Origin of the sequence: Idiomarina ramblicola, assembly GCF_003987255.1 — a bacterium.
Taxonomy (GTDB): domain Bacteria; phylum Pseudomonadota; class Gammaproteobacteria; order Enterobacterales; family Alteromonadaceae; genus Idiomarina; species Idiomarina ramblicola.
This window is the reverse complement of the sequence record NZ_PIQC01000008.1, coordinates 27473-45454: the sequence shown is the minus strand read 5'-3', so window position 1 is coordinate 45454 and position 17982 is coordinate 27473. Positions and strand designations below refer to the sequence as shown.

21 protein-coding genes are annotated in these 17982 nt (G+C 47.0%); 12 read left to right on the top strand and 9 right to left on the bottom strand.

Going from position 1 to position 17982, the window contains the following annotated elements; all coding sequences use genetic code 11:
• Positions 1-47: 47 nt before the first annotated feature.
• Both CWI78_RS10805 and CWI78_RS10800 read right to left on the bottom strand, forming a co-directional pair.
• Positions 48-995: an ATP-grasp domain-containing protein gene (locus CWI78_RS10805; protein WP_126782820.1), complete on the bottom strand. Its 948-nt coding sequence runs from the start codon at positions 993-995 to the stop codon at positions 48-50.
• Between the two features lie 9 nt (positions 996-1004).
• Complete coding sequence (locus CWI78_RS10800; protein ID WP_126782819.1) at positions 1005-2228, bottom strand: APC family permease; 1224 nt, start codon at positions 2226-2228, stop codon at positions 1005-1007.
• Between the two features lie 133 nt (positions 2229-2361).
• Between CWI78_RS10800 and CWI78_RS10795 the strand changes: the two genes are divergently transcribed.
• Together CWI78_RS10795 and CWI78_RS10790 are read left to right on the top strand one after the other, a co-directional pair.
• The gene (locus CWI78_RS10795; RefSeq protein WP_126782818.1) at positions 2362-2700 is read left to right on the top strand and encodes a zinc ribbon domain-containing protein YjdM; all 339 of its coding nucleotides are present in this window, start codon (positions 2362-2364) and stop codon (positions 2698-2700) included.
• A gap of 21 nt (positions 2701-2721) precedes the next feature.
• Entirely contained in the window at positions 2722-3930 is a 1209-nt protein-coding gene (locus tag CWI78_RS10790; protein WP_126782817.1) for an alkaline phosphatase family protein, read from the top strand.
• Here CWI78_RS10790 and CWI78_RS10785 read toward each other — a convergent pair.
• Complete coding sequence (locus CWI78_RS10785; protein ID WP_126782816.1) at positions 3927-4421, bottom strand: DUF4199 domain-containing protein; 495 nt, start codon at positions 4419-4421, stop codon at positions 3927-3929. The genes CWI78_RS10790 and CWI78_RS10785 overlap by 4 nt on opposite strands.
• A gap of 103 nt (positions 4422-4524) precedes the next feature.
• Here CWI78_RS10785 and pgsB point away from each other — a divergent pair, with 103 nt between their 5' ends.
• The 3 genes from pgsB to pgsW are packed head-to-tail and all read left to right on the top strand — an operon-like array spanning position 4525 to position 7468.
• On the top strand, positions 4525-5730 hold the full coding sequence (gene pgsB, locus CWI78_RS10780; protein ID WP_126782815.1) for a poly-gamma-glutamate synthase PgsB: 1206 nt from the start codon (positions 4525-4527) through the stop codon (positions 5728-5730).
• Positions 5727-6302, top strand: coding sequence for a poly-gamma-glutamate biosynthesis protein PgsC (pgsC, locus tag CWI78_RS10775; protein ID WP_126782814.1), 576 nt, complete (start codon positions 5727-5729; stop codon positions 6300-6302). The genes pgsB and pgsC overlap by 4 nt, the downstream gene beginning before the upstream one ends.
• A gap of 14 nt (positions 6303-6316) precedes the next feature.
• Positions 6317-7468: a poly-gamma-glutamate system protein gene (gene pgsW, locus CWI78_RS10770; protein ID WP_126782813.1), complete on the top strand. Its 1152-nt coding sequence runs from the start codon at positions 6317-6319 to the stop codon at positions 7466-7468.
• A gap of 40 nt (positions 7469-7508) precedes the next feature.
• Here the strand turns inward: pgsW and CWI78_RS10765 are convergent, their stop codons facing one another.
• Complete coding sequence (locus CWI78_RS10765; RefSeq protein WP_126782812.1) at positions 7509-7958, bottom strand: GNAT family N-acetyltransferase; 450 nt, start codon at positions 7956-7958, stop codon at positions 7509-7511.
• Positions 7959-8092: 134 nt separating this feature from the next.
• Between CWI78_RS10765 and CWI78_RS10760 the strand changes: the two genes are divergently transcribed.
• Positions 8093-9271: an MFS transporter gene (locus CWI78_RS10760; RefSeq protein ID WP_126782811.1), complete on the top strand. Its 1179-nt coding sequence runs from the start codon at positions 8093-8095 to the stop codon at positions 9269-9271.
• A 135-nt stretch (positions 9272-9406) separates the two neighbouring features.
• Here CWI78_RS10760 and CWI78_RS10755 read toward each other — a convergent pair whose 3' ends face one another.
• Positions 9407-9829, bottom strand: a complete 423-nt coding sequence (locus CWI78_RS10755; RefSeq protein ID WP_126782936.1) for a secondary thiamine-phosphate synthase enzyme YjbQ — start codon at positions 9827-9829, stop codon at positions 9407-9409.
• Between the two features lie 86 nt (positions 9830-9915).
• Here CWI78_RS10755 and CWI78_RS10750 point away from each other — a divergent pair, with 86 nt between their 5' ends.
• The 4 genes from CWI78_RS10750 to CWI78_RS10735 all read left to right on the top strand — a co-directional run bounded on the left by CWI78_RS10750 (position 9916) and on the right by CWI78_RS10735 (position 12385).
• The gene (locus tag CWI78_RS10750) at positions 9916-10350 is read left to right on the top strand and encodes a nuclear transport factor 2 family protein (protein ID WP_126782810.1); all 435 of its coding nucleotides are present in this window, start codon (positions 9916-9918) and stop codon (positions 10348-10350) included.
• A 25-nt stretch (positions 10351-10375) separates the two neighbouring features.
• Complete coding sequence (locus CWI78_RS10745; protein WP_126782809.1) at positions 10376-10654, top strand: peptidylprolyl isomerase; 279 nt, start codon at positions 10376-10378, stop codon at positions 10652-10654.
• A 113-nt stretch (positions 10655-10767) separates the two neighbouring features.
• Positions 10768-11163 (top strand): BlaI/MecI/CopY family transcriptional regulator, encoded by a 396-nt coding sequence (locus CWI78_RS10740; protein ID WP_126782808.1) that lies wholly within the window; start codon positions 10768-10770, stop codon positions 11161-11163.
• Entirely contained in the window at positions 11156-12385 is a 1230-nt protein-coding gene (locus CWI78_RS10735) for a TonB family protein (protein ID WP_126782807.1), read from the top strand. The genes CWI78_RS10740 and CWI78_RS10735 overlap by 8 nt, the downstream gene beginning before the upstream one ends.
• A gap of 81 nt (positions 12386-12466) precedes the next feature.
• Here CWI78_RS10735 and CWI78_RS10730 read toward each other — a convergent pair whose 3' ends face one another.
• Positions 12467-12937 carry a hypothetical protein gene (locus tag CWI78_RS10730; RefSeq protein ID WP_126782806.1) on the bottom strand — a complete coding sequence of 157 codons (471 nt, stop codon included), beginning with the start codon at positions 12935-12937 and terminating at the stop codon, positions 12467-12469.
• 166 nt (positions 12938-13103) lie between these two features.
• Between CWI78_RS10730 and CWI78_RS10725 the strand changes: the two genes are divergently transcribed.
• Complete coding sequence (locus tag CWI78_RS10725) at positions 13104-14003, top strand: diguanylate cyclase domain-containing protein (RefSeq protein ID WP_126782805.1); 900 nt, start codon at positions 13104-13106, stop codon at positions 14001-14003.
• Between the two features lie 77 nt (positions 14004-14080).
• Here the strand turns inward: CWI78_RS10725 and CWI78_RS10720 are convergent, their stop codons facing one another.
• From CWI78_RS10720 to CWI78_RS10710, 3 genes are all read right to left on the bottom strand, one after another.
• Positions 14081-15949: a DUF885 domain-containing protein gene (locus CWI78_RS10720; RefSeq protein ID WP_126782804.1), complete on the bottom strand. Its 1869-nt coding sequence runs from the start codon at positions 15947-15949 to the stop codon at positions 14081-14083.
• 141 nt (positions 15950-16090) lie between these two features.
• A complete protein-coding gene (locus tag CWI78_RS10715; protein WP_126782803.1) occupies positions 16091-16510 on the bottom strand; it encodes a nuclear transport factor 2 family protein in 420 nt (139 codons plus the stop codon).
• A 16-nt stretch (positions 16511-16526) separates the two neighbouring features.
• Positions 16527-16823 carry a hypothetical protein gene (locus CWI78_RS10710; protein WP_126782802.1) on the bottom strand — a complete coding sequence of 99 codons (297 nt, stop codon included), beginning with the start codon at positions 16821-16823 and terminating at the stop codon, positions 16527-16529.
• Between the two features lie 129 nt (positions 16824-16952).
• On the opposite strand from CWI78_RS10710, the gene CWI78_RS10705 reads away from it, so the two are divergent.
• A complete protein-coding gene (locus tag CWI78_RS10705; protein ID WP_126782801.1) occupies positions 16953-17981 on the top strand; it encodes a sodium:calcium antiporter in 1029 nt (342 codons plus the stop codon).
• Position 17982 lies beyond the last annotated feature (1 nt).

Sequence of the window (17982 nt, the reverse complement as noted above, 5' to 3'; positions counted from 1 at the left end):
GGATTTGTTATGGCCCCATTTTTATGGGGCCATTTTTTTGGGCAACCTTATTGAGCTAAACGAATAAGGTAATCTGCTAACGCACCCATACCGGTTTTTTTAACACCCGCTTCACGCTCTGCACTTTGATTATAATTGGTGTTGGTATTCACGTCGTAAACGTACAGTTCACCTTTTGCGTCTTCAATAAACTCAATACCGGCCACATCAATATCATTGGCTTTCAAAAAGGCTTCCAGCGCAAAAATAATTTCATGGTCATTAAAGCGCGGCGTAATAGTGAATTTATTGGGCTGACTGTCATCAACAGGCGCTTCATTGGTTGGGCAAAACGCATCATCTACACTGCACACATCGGCAGGGCATAACTCAAAGCCTTGTTCAGTATTAACGTTAACCGCGTAAACAAATTTCTGTCCGACAAACTCACTACGAGTAATATGCGGCTGCTTTGGTTGAATGTATTCCTGTAACAGCCAGATACCATCTAACGGTTCTTCATAATCATCGCTGTCTATATAGCTCTTTAAGCCAGCAACATCATCAAACTTAATAACACCTAACCCTTTACCACCGCGATTAGGCTTTAAAATCAGCGGCCACTCGGCAAACTTTTCAGCCGCTTCTGTCAGCAGAGCTTTTCCCACCACGGCCTGCGTTTTCGGCACATTAAGGCCTGCTTTTTGTAACGCCGCATATTGCGACAGCTTACACACTTCCAGCGCCAGCACCCGGGTGCCATTAACCACGGTTCGGTTGCTGTTTTCCAGCCAGGTTAACGCCATACGAGTCAGTTCCGGTGCAAACCGGTGGCCCCGGGTATGCGAAGAAGCACTCATGCGGTTGTAGTAAACCGCATCTTCCGGAAGATCGGTAAAAGGCACAACCCCTGTATCCAGAAACCACTCTTTGGCTTCTACACCACGTTTTTCAAACTCTGCTCTTAGCGGCACCAGCCACTCTTCGTTCTCGTGCAGAATAACAATATCTCGCATGGTTACCTCTTAGCGTCTCAGCTGATGTATCAGCAGAACTGCGACAATAAAAATAAGCCCTGACAACAACACCTGCCAGGGAACAAAAACGGCCAACCCAAGACAGCTGACTAAACCTAGTATGGATACCCACTTAGGCACAAAACGATCACTTTTTGCGACCTTCAGTGCCGCTAAATTCGTAATGCCATAATACACTAAAACCGTAAAGGCACTGAACGACCATGCGGTCTTTATATCGCCAATTGCGACCAACACCAGCATGACGATACAAGTTAACCAAGTTGCCGGTGGCGCCGAGGTTTGTTGGTCGTTTAAATTGGCAAAGCGCATGGGCAAATCAGCGCGACGCCCCATGGCCAAAACCACCCGTGACACTCCTAAAATTAAGTTCAGAATAACTCCGCCCATAGCAACCACCGCACCAAGGGTCACCAACCATTGTATTGGTCCACTGGGTAGTAAGCTCGCCAAAGAGAAATGTTCAGCCTGAAAGTTGGTTATACTGGGGAAACGCAGCAGAGCATTCCCCACTCCCAGATACAGAAGCGTCACAACCGCCAGAGTTAAAACGACGGCCAGAGGAATAACCCGACGCGGGTTTTGCACTTCTTCACCCATGGTGGCAATACGTCCGTAGCCTGTGTAGGCAACAAAGAGCAGAGCTGCCGCCTGCAACACGTGCCACCATTCTACCGAAGCCCGCTCAACAACAACGGCGGTCTGTTGATGTCCATTAATAATAAAAGCCAACAAAGCCACTATACTCACCGTAACAATGGCTGCATTAACCCAATTTGTGCGCTTAACGCCCCCCAGTACTAATAACGTAAACAGCACCAATACCGCAGCCGCTATCCACTGAGCTAAATAGTCCGGTATTGCCATGGCATTGGTCATGTACCAGCCGACCGCCAGTGCAGCGGTCGCCGCTGATGCACTTTTTGCTACCACAAATAAACTGCCAGCGGTTACGCCATAAGCAGGGGTCAGGAATCGGTAACCATATTCATAGGTGCCGCCGCTTACCGAGTGCGCGGAAGCTAACTGAGCCGAAGACAGGCCATTGCATAAGGCCGTTACTGCCGCAATGAGAATGGCCCATAAAACGGCACCACCGGCAATATCCGCACCAATACCGACACTAACGAACGCACCGGTACCCAAAATGGAACCCAACCCTAAAACAATAGCCCCCTCCATAGAGGTGGAACGCACAAGTTGTTGATTCATAGACTGCCTTTTTTCTTTCGTTGGTGATTCAGCCACTTCTCTATTATCTTACAGGGTAAAACATGAAATGGATGTGACAAGTCCAGCTTACGAGCTATAATCGCCCGCTTTCATCGCCTTAAAAGGATATGACATGAGCGATTTCCCAGCCTGCCCCGAGTGCAAATCAAGCTTCACCTACCACGATGGCACCTTATTGGTTTGTCCTGAGTGCGGGCACGAATGGTCTGAAAACGAACCAGAAGTAACTGACGATGCACCCACTTATCGCGATGCCAACGGTGCGCCACTGGAAGACGGCGATACTGTCACTGTCATTAAAGACCTTAAAATTAAAGGTTCATCATCGGTTGTTAAAGTCGGTACCAAAGTTAAAAATATCCGCTTAATTGATGGTGACCATGACATCGACTGCAAAATTGACGGCATTGGTGCAATGAAACTGAAATCTGAATTTGTTAAAAAGGTCTGAAATCGGATACCGGAACTTATTATGAAAAACCTATTGGTTGTATGCCTTGTTCTTTTTTCGTCGTTTACATTTGGTAAAAGTAACGAACAAACTGTGGTGCTTATTTCAATTGATGGCTTTCGACACGATTATATTGAAAAACACGACGCTAAAAATATTGCGAAACTAGCACAGGAAGGCGTGCGTAGTGAGGGATTAATACCGGTTTATCCGTCAAAGACTTTTCCTAATCACCTGTCTATTATTACGGGCCGCTACCCAACCAATCACGGCCTGGTCGATAACAACTTTTACGACACTGAACGCCAACAAAAGTACAGTATGGGCGACGGTTTAGAGGATAGCAGTTGGATAACCGCGTTGCCTTTATGGAACCTCGCTGAATTTCAGGGAGTAAAAGCAGCCACTTTCTTTTGGCCTGAATCTGATGCCCGCATCAATGGCCGGACACCCAGTTACTTTTATCACTACAGTCACCCGGTGCCTAACCGCCAGCGGGTAGAGCAAATCATCGACTGGCTCAAGTTACCTGAAAAAGCACGCCCTCGGTTGGTTACCGGCTACTTCTCTGTCGTGGACAGCATGGGTCACCGTTTTGGTCCGGACTCCAAACAAGTAAAAGGAGCGGTGCAACACATAGATGAACTTATTGGAGAATTGTGGCAAAGATTACAGACTGAAGTGGATGCGTCCGTGAATTTAGTTTTAGTGTCTGATCATGGTATGACGCCAATACTGGCCGAAAAGATGATTGAGGTGGATGACCTGAACATTAATTCTGACCTGTTTACCGTCGTTAACGCGCAAACCCGTTTGCTTATTTACGCTAAAGAAAATACGTCAGAAGAAGACACTGAATCACTCCGTCAGCGTTTAAACCAAACAACGAAACACCCCTTTTATGTAGAAACCGGGAACGCGCTGGCACAGAGAAACTTTGTAAACAGCCCTCGTGTGCCTGCTATTGTCTTAGCAACGGACGCACCTAACAGTTTTGCGACCAGACCACCAGAACAGCGCTCCGATGGCGGTACCCACGGGTATTACGGCACCCGCAATATGGATGGCCTATTTGTTGCTACGGGCTCGGCATTTAATCAGGGACAGCAAATTGAGCGTTTCGAAAACATTCATATTTACCCTATGATGGCAGAGTTACTGGGCTTGCAAACGCTCACCGAAATTGATGGCCGGGCAGAAGTGCTCCGGCCAATTCTTGAGGCCAATTAATCGGTATCAGGTTGCGGTGTTTTCATGAACACCGCGACGATTGCTGCAGTAATAGCGCCCATGACTAAAGCAAAAATCATTGACTGAACAATATAACTACCAAGCTGAAAGTAAACTTCAGCCTGCTCGGCACTCATTTCGCCCTGAGTTACTGCAAAATTACTGACATTCTCAAAGTAATTAGGCGAAATAATAACGTGGGTTACCCACTGACTAATTGGTGTGAGAATAGCCACGACAATAGCGATTATCAGACCACTGACAAAACCCTGCTTCCAGGTCATTGATCCGTTCAAATCTTTTTCACGTTTCTCTCTGAGGGCCAGTACATAAATCGCAATGGCAATCAGTGCAAAGAAGTTGGTATAGGTTGAGTGGTAGGCAATGTAATTGTCATGCAGGCCAACTAACCTTTCCACTAACATCCATAACAAGCCGGCAATGATGAAAATAACGCCCCATTTTATTTCTGTTTTTCGTTGTTTCAGCATTTTGCATTTTCCTTTTGTAAAGATGCCTAAAAACAATAGCATTTTTAACCAGTAGTCTGTAATTATAGTCACGTTTTAAACAATTTCCTTCAGGAGGATTCCCGTGGAAATACCCAGCATGCTCTCAATTGTTGCAGCGCTATGGGTTGTTCTCGTCATCGCCGGCATTTTCGAGGCTGTTCGGCACTGGGCACTTGTCCGTAGAATCCCTGTTCGGGTTCATGTTAACGGTACTCGTGGTAAAACCAGTGTTACCCGGTTAATCGCTGCGGGGCTGCGTAGCGGTGGAAAACGCATCTGTGCGAAAACAACAGGCTCAGCTGCCGCAATTACCGATCCAGAGGGTCGAGAATTCCCTATTTACCGCATCAGCGGCGCGAATATTATTGAACAAATGCGCACCCTAAAAAGAATGGCTGCATTAAAGCCTGAGATTGTGGTTATGGAGTGCATGGCACTGCAACCGCAGTACCAGTCATTAAGTGAGCTCCGAATGGTACGCTCAACGGTTGGTGTCATTACTAACGCACGAGCCGATCATCTTGATGTGATGGGTCCCGGCGAAAACGATGTCGCACTGGCTCTGGCAGGCAGCACCCCGGTTAAAGGCGATCTTTTCACTGCGGAGCGTGACCTACTTGATGTGTTTAAAAACTCGTGTCATGACCGCAGAAGTGAATTACATGGTGTCACAGAAGAAGAAGTTGGCGCCATTAGTGAAGACACAATGAAGCGTTTTCGTTATGCAGAGCACGCTGAAAATGTCGCCCTGGCACTGAATGTGTGCGAGCACCTTGGCGTCGATAGAGAAAAGGCCTTAGACGGTATGGTTGCACTGGAGCCGGAAGCCGGTGCTATGCAGGTTCTCCATGTTAATTATTTCAAACGGGAAATTGTCTTCGTTAACGCTTTTGCGGCCAATGATCCCGAATCTACCGGTCGTATTTGGGAGAATATGCTGGAAAAATATGGTGAGGATCGGCGCAAAATCGTTCTGATTAATTGCCGGGCAGACCGCCCGCACCGGTCCCAGCAAATGGCCGAAGACGCGGTAAAATGGAGCCAAGCTGATAAATACTTATTAATGGGTTCAGGCACCTTTATCTTTGTGCGAAATGCCGTGAAATACGGCCTGGATCCCGAGAAATTACTGGTCATGGAAAATGCTCATATGACAGAAATTACAGAAACCATTTTAGAAGAGTCTGGTAGCAGCGCATTGGTTGTTGGCATGTGCAATATTCATGGTGGTGGCGAAGAAGTCGCTCGCTTCTTCCAGAACCGGGCAATCAAGGAGGAAGACGTATGATTGCATTAAACATTCTTGCCGTTGCCATCGGAATCGGCTTATTCTTTACGCTTTTACTTACTCAGACCCTGGGCCTGGCCGCGGGTGGTCTTGTCGTTCCCGGCTACGTTGCACTGCAATTGACTGACCCTTTAAGTTTAGCCATTACCTTGGTTGCCGCACTGATAACCTACTTAATTGTCCGAATTATTGCCAGCTTCGCCATTATTTACGGCCGCCGCCAAACCATTATCATGATTCTCACTGGCTATTTAATTGCCGGTTTAATGGACTTATTTCTTGGTAACCTGGTTAACTGGGTCGATTTACAAATGATTGCCGGAGGAGATAACGCCCAAGCTCAAATCGCAACACTTGAGTCCAGCTTTATGATGTCCATTATGGAAAGCAGCATTATCGGCTACATTATTCCCGGACTTATCGCCATTTGGTTTGACCGACAGGGCGTACTTCAAACCCTGTGCGGGCTAGCAGTAACCGCAGTACTGGTTCGGTTGGCGCTTATTGTGATTATGCCGGAATCATTGCAAATGTACGAAGCAAGCCAAGCATTTAAGATGCCCGGCTGGTAACAGGAGGACGAATCATGAGTAGTTTTACAAAGATTTATTGGCGTTCTTCGGGCGTACCAACCTGGGGATTAATTTTTCTTATCGTATTATCCGTTATTGTGATGGTGGCTGCGGAAAACGTGAAGCAGCGAGATCCTATTGTTGACGACAACTACGCTACTATGGTCAACGCATCGAAGATAATGCGTGAAGGCATGCAGGTACTGAAACCACTGCGCGCTCAATTAGCACCAATTAACCCGGAGTTTGATCCTCAACGCTCCGGATTCGTTGGTTTAGAAAATAGCATTGTAACGACCAACCATGGTGGCCGTGAATCGAAACAAACAACAGTGAACCCTAACTGGGCTGCCGTTGCAGTTAAACTAATGGCCGATGCCGGTGTGAAAGAAGGGGACTTGGTTGCCGTCACCGTATCGGGTTCCTTCCCTGCATTAAACCTTGCCGTATATTCCGCCATTGAAGCGATGGGGGCTGAAGCCGTCATTATTGCATCCGCCTCATCGTCGCAGTGGGGGGCTAATGTGCCCAACTTTCTGTGGCTCGATATGGAGCGCGAACTCCGTGAAGCCGGAGTACTGACATTAAAACCGGTTTATGCGTCTATCGGCGGTATAGAAGACCGCGGTATTGGTATTCCTGAAGAAGGCATCAACTCGATACGCAACAGCATTGAAAATTCAGGAATTAGCCTCATTGAACCGGCTAATTACCAGGAAGCGGTTGCTGATCGTATTGCTATATTTCGAGAGTATTCAGCCGACCGCCAATACAAAGCGTTCGTTAACGTGGGTGGAGGTGCAACTATTGTCGGCCCTCCGGGTATTGATGACATGTTCAAATCCGGCCTGCAAAAAGATGCTCCATCAAGAGCTTTTGCAGTAGACACCGTCATGGGTTACTTCCTGCAGGAAGACATTCCCGGCATTCACTTCATTGGTATCAAAACCATGGCTGAGCGACACGGCCTCCCGTTAATGCCACCTGAAGTTGTTCCGGTTGGTAATGGCGGAGTTTATTCAGCCACTATTTATAACCGCTGGTTAGCGTTAGGGTTAGGTATTGGATTATTTGCCATGACCTGGCTTATTGTCCGCTCTGCTCGCATTACCAGCTTGTGGCGGAGAACTGGCGAAAGCGGTAAAAGCACGAAGCCAATGGTTTAATCGTTACCGAAGTTTAAGGGAGCAAATTTTGCTCCCTTTTTTATTTCCTTTCCCTCAGGCTCATAGCAATCATGTCCTGATTATCACTAACTTCCTTAAAACCAAAGCTTTTGTATAACAACCTGGCTGGGGTATTTTCAGGATATACATTCAATGTAATAAATCTGATTTTCTCCTGTGCCCAGGCATACTCCAGCAATGCTTTTACAAACAACCGACCGACGCCTTGGCCTCTAACTTTTGGGTTAACAATAAGGCACGCCACGTGAATACCGTTCTTTACTTTTTCATAGGCCTGAGAAAAACCAACCAGCTCTTCATTCTGATAAAACGCAAAAGTCCCGCGTTCATTGCCTTTAATCTGTCGCCAAATAGCCTCTGCCGGGCTGCCAAACCGAACTTTATCGCCAAACCACAGGCGAAACTCGGCAGCATTCTCAGGCCAGGTCAGTGCCACTTTTAATTCGTTGATTTCAGCTTTCTTTAGCATCGCTCTTTGTCTGAATAGTGGGATTTTCAACGTAAATTATCACAGAAAAAAACCTAACGTCGCATTAGTTCGTTGACTAAGGTAATGTAAGGCCAATAGAAAATAACCTCCCATAAGATGCAATTAACAGCACCATGCTAAGCAATACCAAACTGCACCAGAAACTTGCCTTACCTTTAATTATTCTCTCGCAATTACTGGGCACGTCTTTGTGGTTCAGCATTAACGGTGTCTGGCTTCCTTTATCAGCAGAACAGCAACTTACTGAGTCAGACTTAGGCGCCCTAACTCTGGCCGTACAGCTGGGCTTTATTATCGGTACTCTGACACTGGCATTAACCGGACTGGCTGATCGCTACCGGGCCAGCCAAATTTTCCTGTTCTCAAGCATCGTTGGTGCAGCTGTTAATGCGCTGTTTATCCTAACCGTTGATATTGCCAGCATCGCCTGGTTACTGCGCTTTTTAACCGGGCTGTGCTTAGCCGGAATTTACCCAATGGGAATGAAATTGGTGATATCCTGGGTACCCCGCTATGCAGGCAGTGCACTTGCCTGGCTCCTAGCCATGCTGACTCTGGGCACGGCTTTGCCCCACCTCATGCGTGGCATAACCCTGGACTTTTCCTGGCAGATACCACTGCTGGCATCTTCGCTACTAGCATTGCTTGGCGGTTTATTAGTGGGTTGGCTTGGTAGTGGGCCTCATTTACCTAGCGTAACGACACCCCACACTTTTCGTTCCGGATTACGTGCACTAACCCAATCTGAATTTCGTGCCATAGCAATAGGCTATTTTGGTCATGCCTGGGAACTCTACGCTTTTTGGATGCTGGCACCGTTGTTGGTATTGCACCCACTAGCGAGTCTAAACCTGCCATTAAGCGCGGCACCCTGGCTGGCATTTAGTATTATTGCTATTGGCAGCCTGGGCTGTATTGGCGGCGGCATCATGAGTAAGAACATAGGTGGTTTACGCGTTGCCCGACTGGCTTTATTCAGTTCCGGTGCCATTTGCTTACTATACCCTTTAATGACAGAGCTTCCCGCCTGGGTACTTGTGTGTTTATTGCTGTTGTGGGGCCTTACGGTTATTGCTGACTCTCCGCAATTTTCAGCGCTGGCCGCTCAGTTTGCCCCCAAAGAAAATATTGGTTCTGCGCTGGCCATAATGAATGCTATTGGGTTTTCATTAACATTACCGGCCATATGGCTAACCAGTAATTTGTGGTCTATACATAACGAATGGGTTACCTGGCTTTTACTGCCCGGCCCAGTTATTGGTTTATGGGCAATGCGTAAATTATCAGCATAGAGAAAAAACATGACGACAGAACAGAAAGACCAGCGTATCTACAAGCACGGCATTTTCACCATTGTCGGGGTGATTGCTGCTTTAGCGCTTATTTTTCTTATTGCCAGGTTTGGCTAAGTGAGTACTCGCTACCCCTCACTCACCCTGCAATGTCAAAACTAAAGTACGGGCGCCACCATGATCTCTATGTTCACATAGGTATATACCTTGCCATGTTCCCATATTCAAACCACCATTGGTAACCGGAACAGTCAGACTGCTACCAAGAATGCTTGATTTTAAATGCGCCGGCATATCATCAGGCCCCTCAAACGTATGGCGATAATAGGGCGCATTCTCCGGTACCATTTCATTGAAATGGCTTTCAAAGTCCTGCCTGACCGTTGGATCCGCATTTTCATTAATGGTCAGCGACGCCGACGTATGTCGAATAAACACATGCAGCAGCCCTGCCTGCACCGACCCAAGCTGCGATAAAGCCTGCTCAACCTCGCTGGTAATAAGGTGAAAACCTCGCGACTGGGCTCGTAACTGAAGTTCCGTTTGTTTGATAAGCATTTGTAAACCTGTTTGCTGTACGTGAGAGCTTGCCATATGCTTACAGCATACCGAAAACAACGGCATAACTTAAAGGAATCATGACAATGCGATACTTACTGATCGTTTTTACTCTTTTATTCAGCGTGACAAGCTTAGCTCAAGACAGTGTCGAAGAAGCCACAACGAAAGCGGTGGAAGGCTTTCTCTATGGCGCCAGCATTAATTCACCAAAAGCCCACGACCGGTTCTGGGCGGAAGAGCTCACCTACACCAGCTCCAGTGGGAACCGCTTTGGCAAAGAACACCTTATGTCCGGCATGAAGAAGGCTGAAGCTAAAGACCCTGATGAAGTAAAAGTCTGGTACGGTGCCGAAGACATTGAAGTAAAACAGTTTGGCGATACCGTGGTATTTAATTTCACACTAACCGCCGAAGAAGAAGGAAAAGTGACAAAATACTATTACAATACCGGTGTCCTGATTGAGCGCGATGGTCGCTGGCAGGCCGTTAACTGGAACGCAACCGAAGTCCCTGAATAAAGCGGATAGCCACCGGAGGTAAAGAATGGCACGAGCACACGCATTACATATTTTGGTAGAAACCAAAGACGAAGCCGAAAAACTCAAAGAGCAACTTGCTCAGGGCGCTAAGTTTGCTGAGTTAGCACGTAAGCACTCACTTTGTCCCTCCGGCAAAAAGGGCGGCGACTTAGGCGAGTTTAACCGTGGCCAAATGGTTCCTGCTTTTGACAAAGTGGTATTCGGCAAGCCCACCCTTGAGGTACACGGGCCGGTCAAAACTCAGTTCGGCTGGCATCTGATTAAGACTCTGTCACGCAGCTAGAGCATAACGCGCCTCTAAATTTAAATATCCATGTAAAAACTTGCTTTTTTTGACTACATCTGTAATCTTTAACTCTTGAAGATTACACTTGTAGTCTTAAAGGAAGCAATCATATGAACTCAAACATCGATATTTCGAACGCCGAACTCACTATTCTTAAAGTACTCTGGGAGTCATCACCACGCCTTTCAGCAGATATCGTCATCGATGTACAAAAAACACATGACTGGCACGAAAAAACCATCAAAACGCTGCTAAGTCGCCTTGTTAAAAAAGGGGCAGTTGATTTTGAAAAGTCGGGACGGGCTTACTGCTACTCCCCGCGAGTCAATCAGCAGGATTATCAAAAGCGTGTCAGCTCAACTCTCGTTGACCGACTTTTTTCTGGTCGTCTCTCGGGTTTAGTTTCCGGTTTTGCTCAACAACGTGACCTAAGCCGGGACGATGTCGAATCACTAAAGCGCATCATCGCTGAGTGGGAAGAACAGCAGGAGCAAAACAATGATTGACCTGTTGCTGGGATATACCATCGCGACTTCTGTCGGATGCCTATTTTTACTCGTCTTACATAAGCCTTTGTTACGGTTTTTAGGTCCAAAAACCCTATATAGTCTCTGGCTTATCATGCCCTTAATTGCGATATTAACTCTATTAAGCCCACTGATAGCATCGATGACCGCCAACAGCGTTTTGCTGTTAAACATCGAACAAATGCCTAATATTACAACCATTATTGAATTTACAACCCAGAACCAAACGGCTCTTGCAGACTCCTTGACTGAAGTTGAGTCGGTTATATTGATGAGTTGGTTCACCGGCACAGTCATCATGAGCGTACTCCTAATTATTGAAGCGATTGCGCTCTCTTGCCAACAAAGTGCTCGTTTAGGTTCACTAAAAGTCCGACGCAACAAACAAATCAAGACCCCGGGAGTTTTTGGACTATTTGCGCCAACGATACAATTGCCTGCATGCTTTTACTCTAGCTACTCCGCTATTGAGCGCCGCCTAATTCTAACTCATGAAATTATGCATTGGCGTCGTGGAGACACTCGAATTAATTTGCTTGCCTGGTTATTGCTCGGTACACAATGGTTTAATCCATTAATGTGGTTAAGTTACCGCCGCTTTCGTGCAGATCAGGAGCTTGCCTGTGATGCCGATGTGCTTAACGGCGCCAGCAAAACAACGTCAACGAATGTCTCGGCATACGCTGAGGCCTTACTTAAAACCACCATAAACCAACCTTTTCCCCGAGATAGAGGTTTAATTTCACTAAGCCCCTGTAGTACTCATTATGGTTATCAACAAGGGAGCTTTACCATGATGAAAGAACGTTTAACTCACCTCAAACATCGTCACACAACTCGCCGATATCCTGCAGTTATCTGTAGCTTATTCGCCTGTTCATTAGCGATCTTGTGGCACATTCCTGCTCACTCACAAAAAAACGAAACCGAAGCTAAAGTTGATAATAAATCGATAACCCCCATTGTGCGGATCGCGCCAAGCTACCCGAAAAAAGCGGTGGAGGATAATATTGAAGGCTACGTTGACCTGTCTTTTACTATTTCAAACGACGGTAGCACGACTGATATCAGCGTAGTAGATTCAGAGCCAGCAGGTATCTTTGATGAAGCTGTAATTGCCGCCCTTGAGCGCTGGCGTTATCCGCCACAAAACGACAAACCAATGACAATTCGAATACAAATGCAAATAGGTCAGGAGTAAATTAAATACCACTTCAGGTTGCACCTGAATCTGCAAGTTAACCGCGCAAGCCTATACTTGCACGCAGCTAGCAAGTCGATTTTATTCTTGCTTATCAACCGGGTCGGCATCCTTTTCATTGGGTTCTACATAAATAGCGATGCCCTCTCCGGTTTTGTCCGTTAGTCCAAAGGCTTTACCCACACTGACACCGAAGCCAACGTTGCCAGAATAGCTGCCTGCGCCAGTCCCCACATAAACAGAGTTACCTTCTTTTTCACCTGTTTTTTCAAGTAAAACACCGTTAGCACCCACCTTTGCAGCTTCTTCTTTTAGGCGTTGCAATACAGCTTCTACTTTAGCCTGTTCACCAAAGCTCCAGGACGAATCACTGGTCGCTTCTATCAACGCAATTTCTTCGTAGCTTTCCGGCTTTTCCACGTATACCTTAACTTGTTCAACCGGAATTTCAGGGCGAGCGTCCCCAATCAGTACTGAGGAAGTAGGCGATGCACAGCCCGCCAATAACAATATGCCGCTTAAAACCAAACCGGAATAAAATGTCTGTTTCATAACGCTACTCTCAGTTGAAATTACCTACTTAATGAATAGCACAGAAGTTAAGACTTCACTCAATTCTTTCAATATCTTTAAAGAACCGCACAACATCATCACAGGTTACTTATGGCAACGCTTCCATTAAGATGGCTATAATTCCAATGAAGAACGGGGCCAACTCATGAACAAAACTGCATTTGCAGAACTCGCCGAGTACATGGATCTTCTGCTCGACGCTATTTGCGTAGTCGATCAGCAGCACCGTTTTAGTTACTTAAGCCCCGGCGCTCAGCGCGTATTTGGTTATACACCAGACGAAATGATCGATCATTCCATGTTCGACTTCATTCACCCCGACGATCATCAGTCAACAATGGCTATAGCACAGCAAATAAATTCCGGCGAGCCGGTGGTGCATTTCGAAAACCGTTACCAGCGCAAAGACGGTTCCATTGCCCATATACTTTGGTCGGCTCGTTGGTCCGAGCGAGATCAAAGAAGAGTGGCTGTTGCTCGCGATATTTCCAAGCAAAAGCAGCTGGAACATGAGAGCGAAAACCTCATTGCCCGTCTGGAGCATATGGCGCTCACTGACCCGTTAACGCAACTACCTAACCGAGCTTTGTTGTATGACAGAGTTAGTACAGCTCAGAAGCGAGCGGCACGCGACGGTACCAGCTTAGGGCTACTGTATCTGGATCTCGATAAATTCAAGTTCATTAACGACGAGCACGGTCACGCAACAGGTGACCACTTGTTGAAAGAAGTTGCTCAGCGTATTGCCTGTGCCGTCCGCGCAACCGATACAGTGGCCCGACTGGGCGGCGATGAATTTGTGGTGCTTATTGATGCCATTCCGGTAATAGACGAGGGCGTCGGCATAGTACATGCAGTGGCGGACAAAATTTGTCAGGCAATGCAGGTTCCATTGCAACTGCCGCATGGAGACGAAATCATTACCTGCAGTATGGGAATGGCTTTATGGCCCGAACATGGCGACACCATAGACACCTTAATAAACCAAGCTGACCAGGCGATGTACCGCGCCAAGAGGAAAGGCGGGAATCAATTAAGTAAATAGTTGGTATAAAAACGCACCACCCTGATATGGGTGGTGCGCTGAATAAGACACGGCTATTGCCATTTTAAAGTCTACTTCTAAGAGCTTTTCGTTTCACTAATGTAGTCGTTAATAAATTGCTCCAGAATGTTCAGAGGTACTGGACCACTGCCAAGCACAACGTCATGGAACTCACGAATATCAAACTTCTCGCCAAGTTCTGATTTCGCTTTTTCACGCAACTCAAGAATTTTGTTCATGCCAATTTTGTAGGCGGTTGCCTGGCCTGGCATAACAATATGGCGCTCGACCATTTTCACCGCGTCAGACTTCGCGTTCGGTGTATTGGTCACGTAGAAGTCAATACCTTCTTCCCGCGTCCATTTCTTGTCATGAATACCCGTATCAACCACCAAACGAACCGCTCGCCATAACTCCATTGCTAAACGGCCAAAGTCGGAGTAGGGGTCTTCATAAAGGCCAATCTCTTTTGGTAACTTCTCGGTGTATAGTCCCCAACCCTCGCTGTAAGCGGTATAACGGCCAAAGCGACGGAACTTAGGAATCCCCTCCAGCTCTTGCTGAATCGCAATTTGCATGTGGTGTCCCGGAATTCCTTCGTGATACGCCAGAGCTTCCATCTGATAAGTTGGCATCGCGTCCATATCATAAAGGTTCGCATAGTACGTACCCGGACGAGTTCCATCCATTGATGGCTGCTGATAGAAAGCTTTACCCGCAGACTTCTCACGGAAAGGTTCTACCGCTTTTACAATTAAATCCGCTTTTGGCTTCTTAATAAACAGCTCGTCCAAACGCCCACGCATATTGTCGATATACGCTTTCGCTTCATCTAAATAACGCTGACGACCCTCTTCGGTGCTGGGATAAATAAACTCATCGCTATTGCGCATGTGCACAAAAAACTCTTGCAGCGTACCGTCAAAACCCACTTCTTCCATAATACCGCGCATTTCTTCATGGATGCGCTCTACTTCACTTAAGCCAATTTCATGGATTTCTTCTGCGGTAAGGTCAGTCGTCGTGGTACGCTGCAGCGCGTTATTGTAAAACGCTTCGCCATCTGGGAACTTCCAGGCGCCATCTTTAGTGTTCGCTTGTTCTGCAATGTCCTCAACGGAGCTGATTAAGCTCTCATAGGCTGGTTTTACCGATTCCAGCATGGCCTTTTTAGCAGAATCTAACAACTCTTCACGCTGACTGTCGTCAATATCCAAACTGTCGAGTTTCTTCGAAAAATCTTCCCATAACGCACTGGGTTCGCCATCATCAAACGGCGCACCAGTAATGATGTTGTTGCTGTCGCTAATTATGTACGGATAGACAAATTTGGGCGCGATAATACCTTTTTCTGCACGCAGTTCGAGATTCTCTGCCAGTTGATCAAATAGTCCCGGCAAGCCATTTAGACGGGCAATGTAATCTTCTGCATCGTCCACTTCGCTAATGCCATGTTGGTTTATCAACAACGACGCCACGCTTGAGTGCAGACCGAACATCTGATTAACCGGGTAGTTGTGATAACGCCATTTGAAATCAGCGATGTCGTGTTCCAGCTGTTGCTTCATCAGCATCCAGCTGATTTTCGTCTGCTCATTTAGCTTCGATTCATCAATTGCTTTTACTTTTTCAAGCTGCTCTTTCTGTAGAGCCAGCTCTTCTTTAGCGCTCGCCTCAGAAATATCGTCCCATTTGTCCTGGTCTTCCTTAATACCAAGGTAAGACTGATACATTGGGCTGCGCATGACATTTTCCATAAAAATGTCTTCAAACAGCTTATTGGCTTTCTCAGATTCAGTCTGTTCAGCATTCTGAGTCGTGTCTTCAGACGTTGCGGTTTGAGACTGAGCATTTGCCGTCGTCGCTTCTTCTTTGGAAGCGTCTGAACAAGCGGTCGTCATTAGCACCAGCGAGACAGCCAGCGCAATTTTCTTATATTCAAACATATAGTTCTCTCCTGTCAGGTTTGTAAAACTAATATCTGTTGTAGCACAGGATGTCAACGCAAGCTCGACCGCAGGGGTAATTGTTAAGGTCAGTCGAGCCAGTTAGTGTGCCTGCGTTAAACGGCGGACGCCTGAAGGCCATTATTCTGCAGGAAAGTAATAAACGCGACGAATGAGACTATTATTAAACTCGTAAATCGCTAGACTCTTCTGCGACCTTAGCTCTCCGTTCTGCCGCCAGCTTGCTTCTTCTATTGTACTAACGCGGCGGCCCAATACGGTTATGTCCGCCAACTCGCTTTGGCAGGAAGCGCAGGATTCAAAATACTCTCCCATTGCTTTAATTAAGTCTGATTTCCCACTCGTCTCAACCACAATTCTGTCACCATTTACCGACAGCCATTGAATATCGTCGGTCACGTATTGTGACATTAGCTCTGCATCGTGCGCGTTAAACGCTGCAATAAATTGCTTAATCCGTTCCGAGCGTTCAGAATCCGCCAGGCTGGGAGTAGAAACGAAAAAGCATAAGAGTATGAAACAGTAAGCTAAATGGCGCATGGTAAATCCTTTTCATTTACTGCAGTGTGTGTTCCCGACAGGCTTCAATTTGAGCCGCAGGTAAGAGTAGACCTATTACAGGTTCAAGTGCCAACTGTACTTTTGGAATTAACGCCTGGAATTCGGCAAGCAATACATCCTTGCTTACGCTCTCGTTAAACACAAGCGTCACCTTCAAACTTTGCGAAAAGCGCTGATAGTTCACTTCATGCGTGAGCCAAATAAAGCCTTCATGTTCAAACTTCGCCGCTTCGCACATCTCAGTCAATTCGCGGATGATCTCTCGTTCCAGCTTTTTGTCCGTTTTTCGCATATAAACACCTTTAATACCTTTCTAGCCATAGGATAACCTAATAGCAGCAATGTTGCCTTGCCTGACGTTTGACCCGCCTATTTAGCTAGCTATACTCATTTTATCAGTCGTAGTAAGGGGCATTGGCATTTGTTAAACCCTGATAACTGGACGTTATTTCAAGGACTGGCGGTATTTGGGGTTTGCGCTCTGATTATAGCTATTGCCGGAACCCGCATTACACGTATTGTCGATCAGCTTGCCGATCGCACCGGTATCGGTGAAGCCGCAGCAGGTGCGGTGTTACTGGGCGGTACAACTTCCATTGGCGGCTCCGTGTTGTCGGTTACCGCGGCATGGAACGGTAATGCAGAGCTGGCAATGAGTAATGCCCTGGGCGGCATTGCGGTACAAACCTTTTTCCTGGCGGTGGCCGATATGGTCTACCGGCGCGCTAACCTCGAGCACGCCGCAGCATCGGTGCCGAACATGATGCAGAACGCACTGCTTATTGTTCTGCTTTCGCTTATTCTCATGACTCCGCTTTTGCCTAATGTCACAGTCTGGGGGTTACACCCTGTCACGCCCATACTGTTTCTTGTTTATATCTACGGTATTCACCTTGTGCACCGGGCGCACGATGCACCCATGTGGGCTCCGACCAAAACTCGCGAAACGCGTGAAGATAAGCCGGATGACATAAAGCTTATGCCGTCAATGGTAAGGCTTACAAGTGAGTTTCTTGTGCTGTTTGTCGTGCTCGGTTTTGCCGGTTACATGCTGGAGCCTTCAGCAACTGTCATTGCCGCAGAGACAGGACTGACCCAAACCATAGTAGGCGTTATGCTAACCGCTATTAGCACGTCAATTCCCGAACTGGTCACTTCCGTCGCAGCCGTTCGCCGTGGCGCATTAACCTTGGCCGTAGGCGGTATTATCGGTGGTAATGCCTTTGATACCTTATTTACCGCCGCATCGGATATTGCCTACCGCGACGGATCGATTTATCACACAATGACCGACGGTACCTTGTTCTGGGTGTGCTTGACGCTGTTAATGTCAGCCATTCTTATCATGGGGCTCATTCGGCGTGAACGCGAGGGGCCCGGCCGTATTGGTCTGGAAAGCGTACTTATTACGGTGCTGTATCTTGGTGGGGTGTGGTTGTTGTTAAGCTAGA

Coding starts and splice junctions, on each gene's coding strand:
- CWI78_RS10805 (WP_126782820.1), bottom strand. CDS start 995: ATGCGAGATATTGTTATTCTGCACGAGAACGAAGAGTGGCTGGTGCCG.
- CWI78_RS10800 (WP_126782819.1), bottom strand. CDS start 2,228: ATGAATCAACAACTTGTGCGTTCCACCTCTATGGAGGGGGCTATTGTT.
- CWI78_RS10795 (WP_126782818.1), top strand. CDS start 2,362: ATGAGCGATTTCCCAGCCTGCCCCGAGTGCAAATCAAGCTTCACCTAC.
- CWI78_RS10790 (WP_126782817.1), top strand. CDS start 2,722: ATGAAAAACCTATTGGTTGTATGCCTTGTTCTTTTTTCGTCGTTTACA.
- CWI78_RS10785 (WP_126782816.1), bottom strand. CDS start 4,421: ATGCTGAAACAACGAAAAACAGAAATAAAATGGGGCGTTATTTTCATC.
- pgsC (WP_126782814.1), top strand. CDS start 5,727: ATGATTGCATTAAACATTCTTGCCGTTGCCATCGGAATCGGCTTATTC.
- pgsW (WP_126782813.1), top strand. CDS start 6,317: ATGAGTAGTTTTACAAAGATTTATTGGCGTTCTTCGGGCGTACCAACC.
- CWI78_RS10765 (WP_126782812.1), bottom strand. CDS start 7,958: ATGCTAAAGAAAGCTGAAATCAACGAATTAAAAGTGGCACTGACCTGG.
- CWI78_RS10760 (WP_126782811.1), top strand. CDS start 8,093: ATGCTAAGCAATACCAAACTGCACCAGAAACTTGCCTTACCTTTAATT.
- CWI78_RS10755 (WP_126782936.1), bottom strand. CDS start 9,829: ATGCTTATCAAACAAACGGAACTTCAGTTACGAGCCCAGTCGCGAGGT.
- CWI78_RS10750 (WP_126782810.1), top strand. CDS start 9,916: ATGCGATACTTACTGATCGTTTTTACTCTTTTATTCAGCGTGACAAGC.
- CWI78_RS10745 (WP_126782809.1), top strand. CDS start 10,376: ATGGCACGAGCACACGCATTACATATTTTGGTAGAAACCAAAGACGAA.
- CWI78_RS10740 (WP_126782808.1), top strand. CDS start 10,768: ATGAACTCAAACATCGATATTTCGAACGCCGAACTCACTATTCTTAAA.
- CWI78_RS10735 (WP_126782807.1), top strand. CDS start 11,156: ATGATTGACCTGTTGCTGGGATATACCATCGCGACTTCTGTCGGATGC.
- CWI78_RS10730 (WP_126782806.1), bottom strand. CDS start 12,937: ATGAAACAGACATTTTATTCCGGTTTGGTTTTAAGCGGCATATTGTTA.
- CWI78_RS10725 (WP_126782805.1), top strand. CDS start 13,104: ATGAACAAAACTGCATTTGCAGAACTCGCCGAGTACATGGATCTTCTG.
- CWI78_RS10720 (WP_126782804.1), bottom strand. CDS start 15,949: ATGTTTGAATATAAGAAAATTGCGCTGGCTGTCTCGCTGGTGCTAATG.
- CWI78_RS10715 (WP_126782803.1), bottom strand. CDS start 16,510: ATGCGCCATTTAGCTTACTGTTTCATACTCTTATGCTTTTTCGTTTCT.
- CWI78_RS10710 (WP_126782802.1), bottom strand. CDS start 16,823: ATGCGAAAAACGGACAAAAAGCTGGAACGAGAGATCATCCGCGAATTG.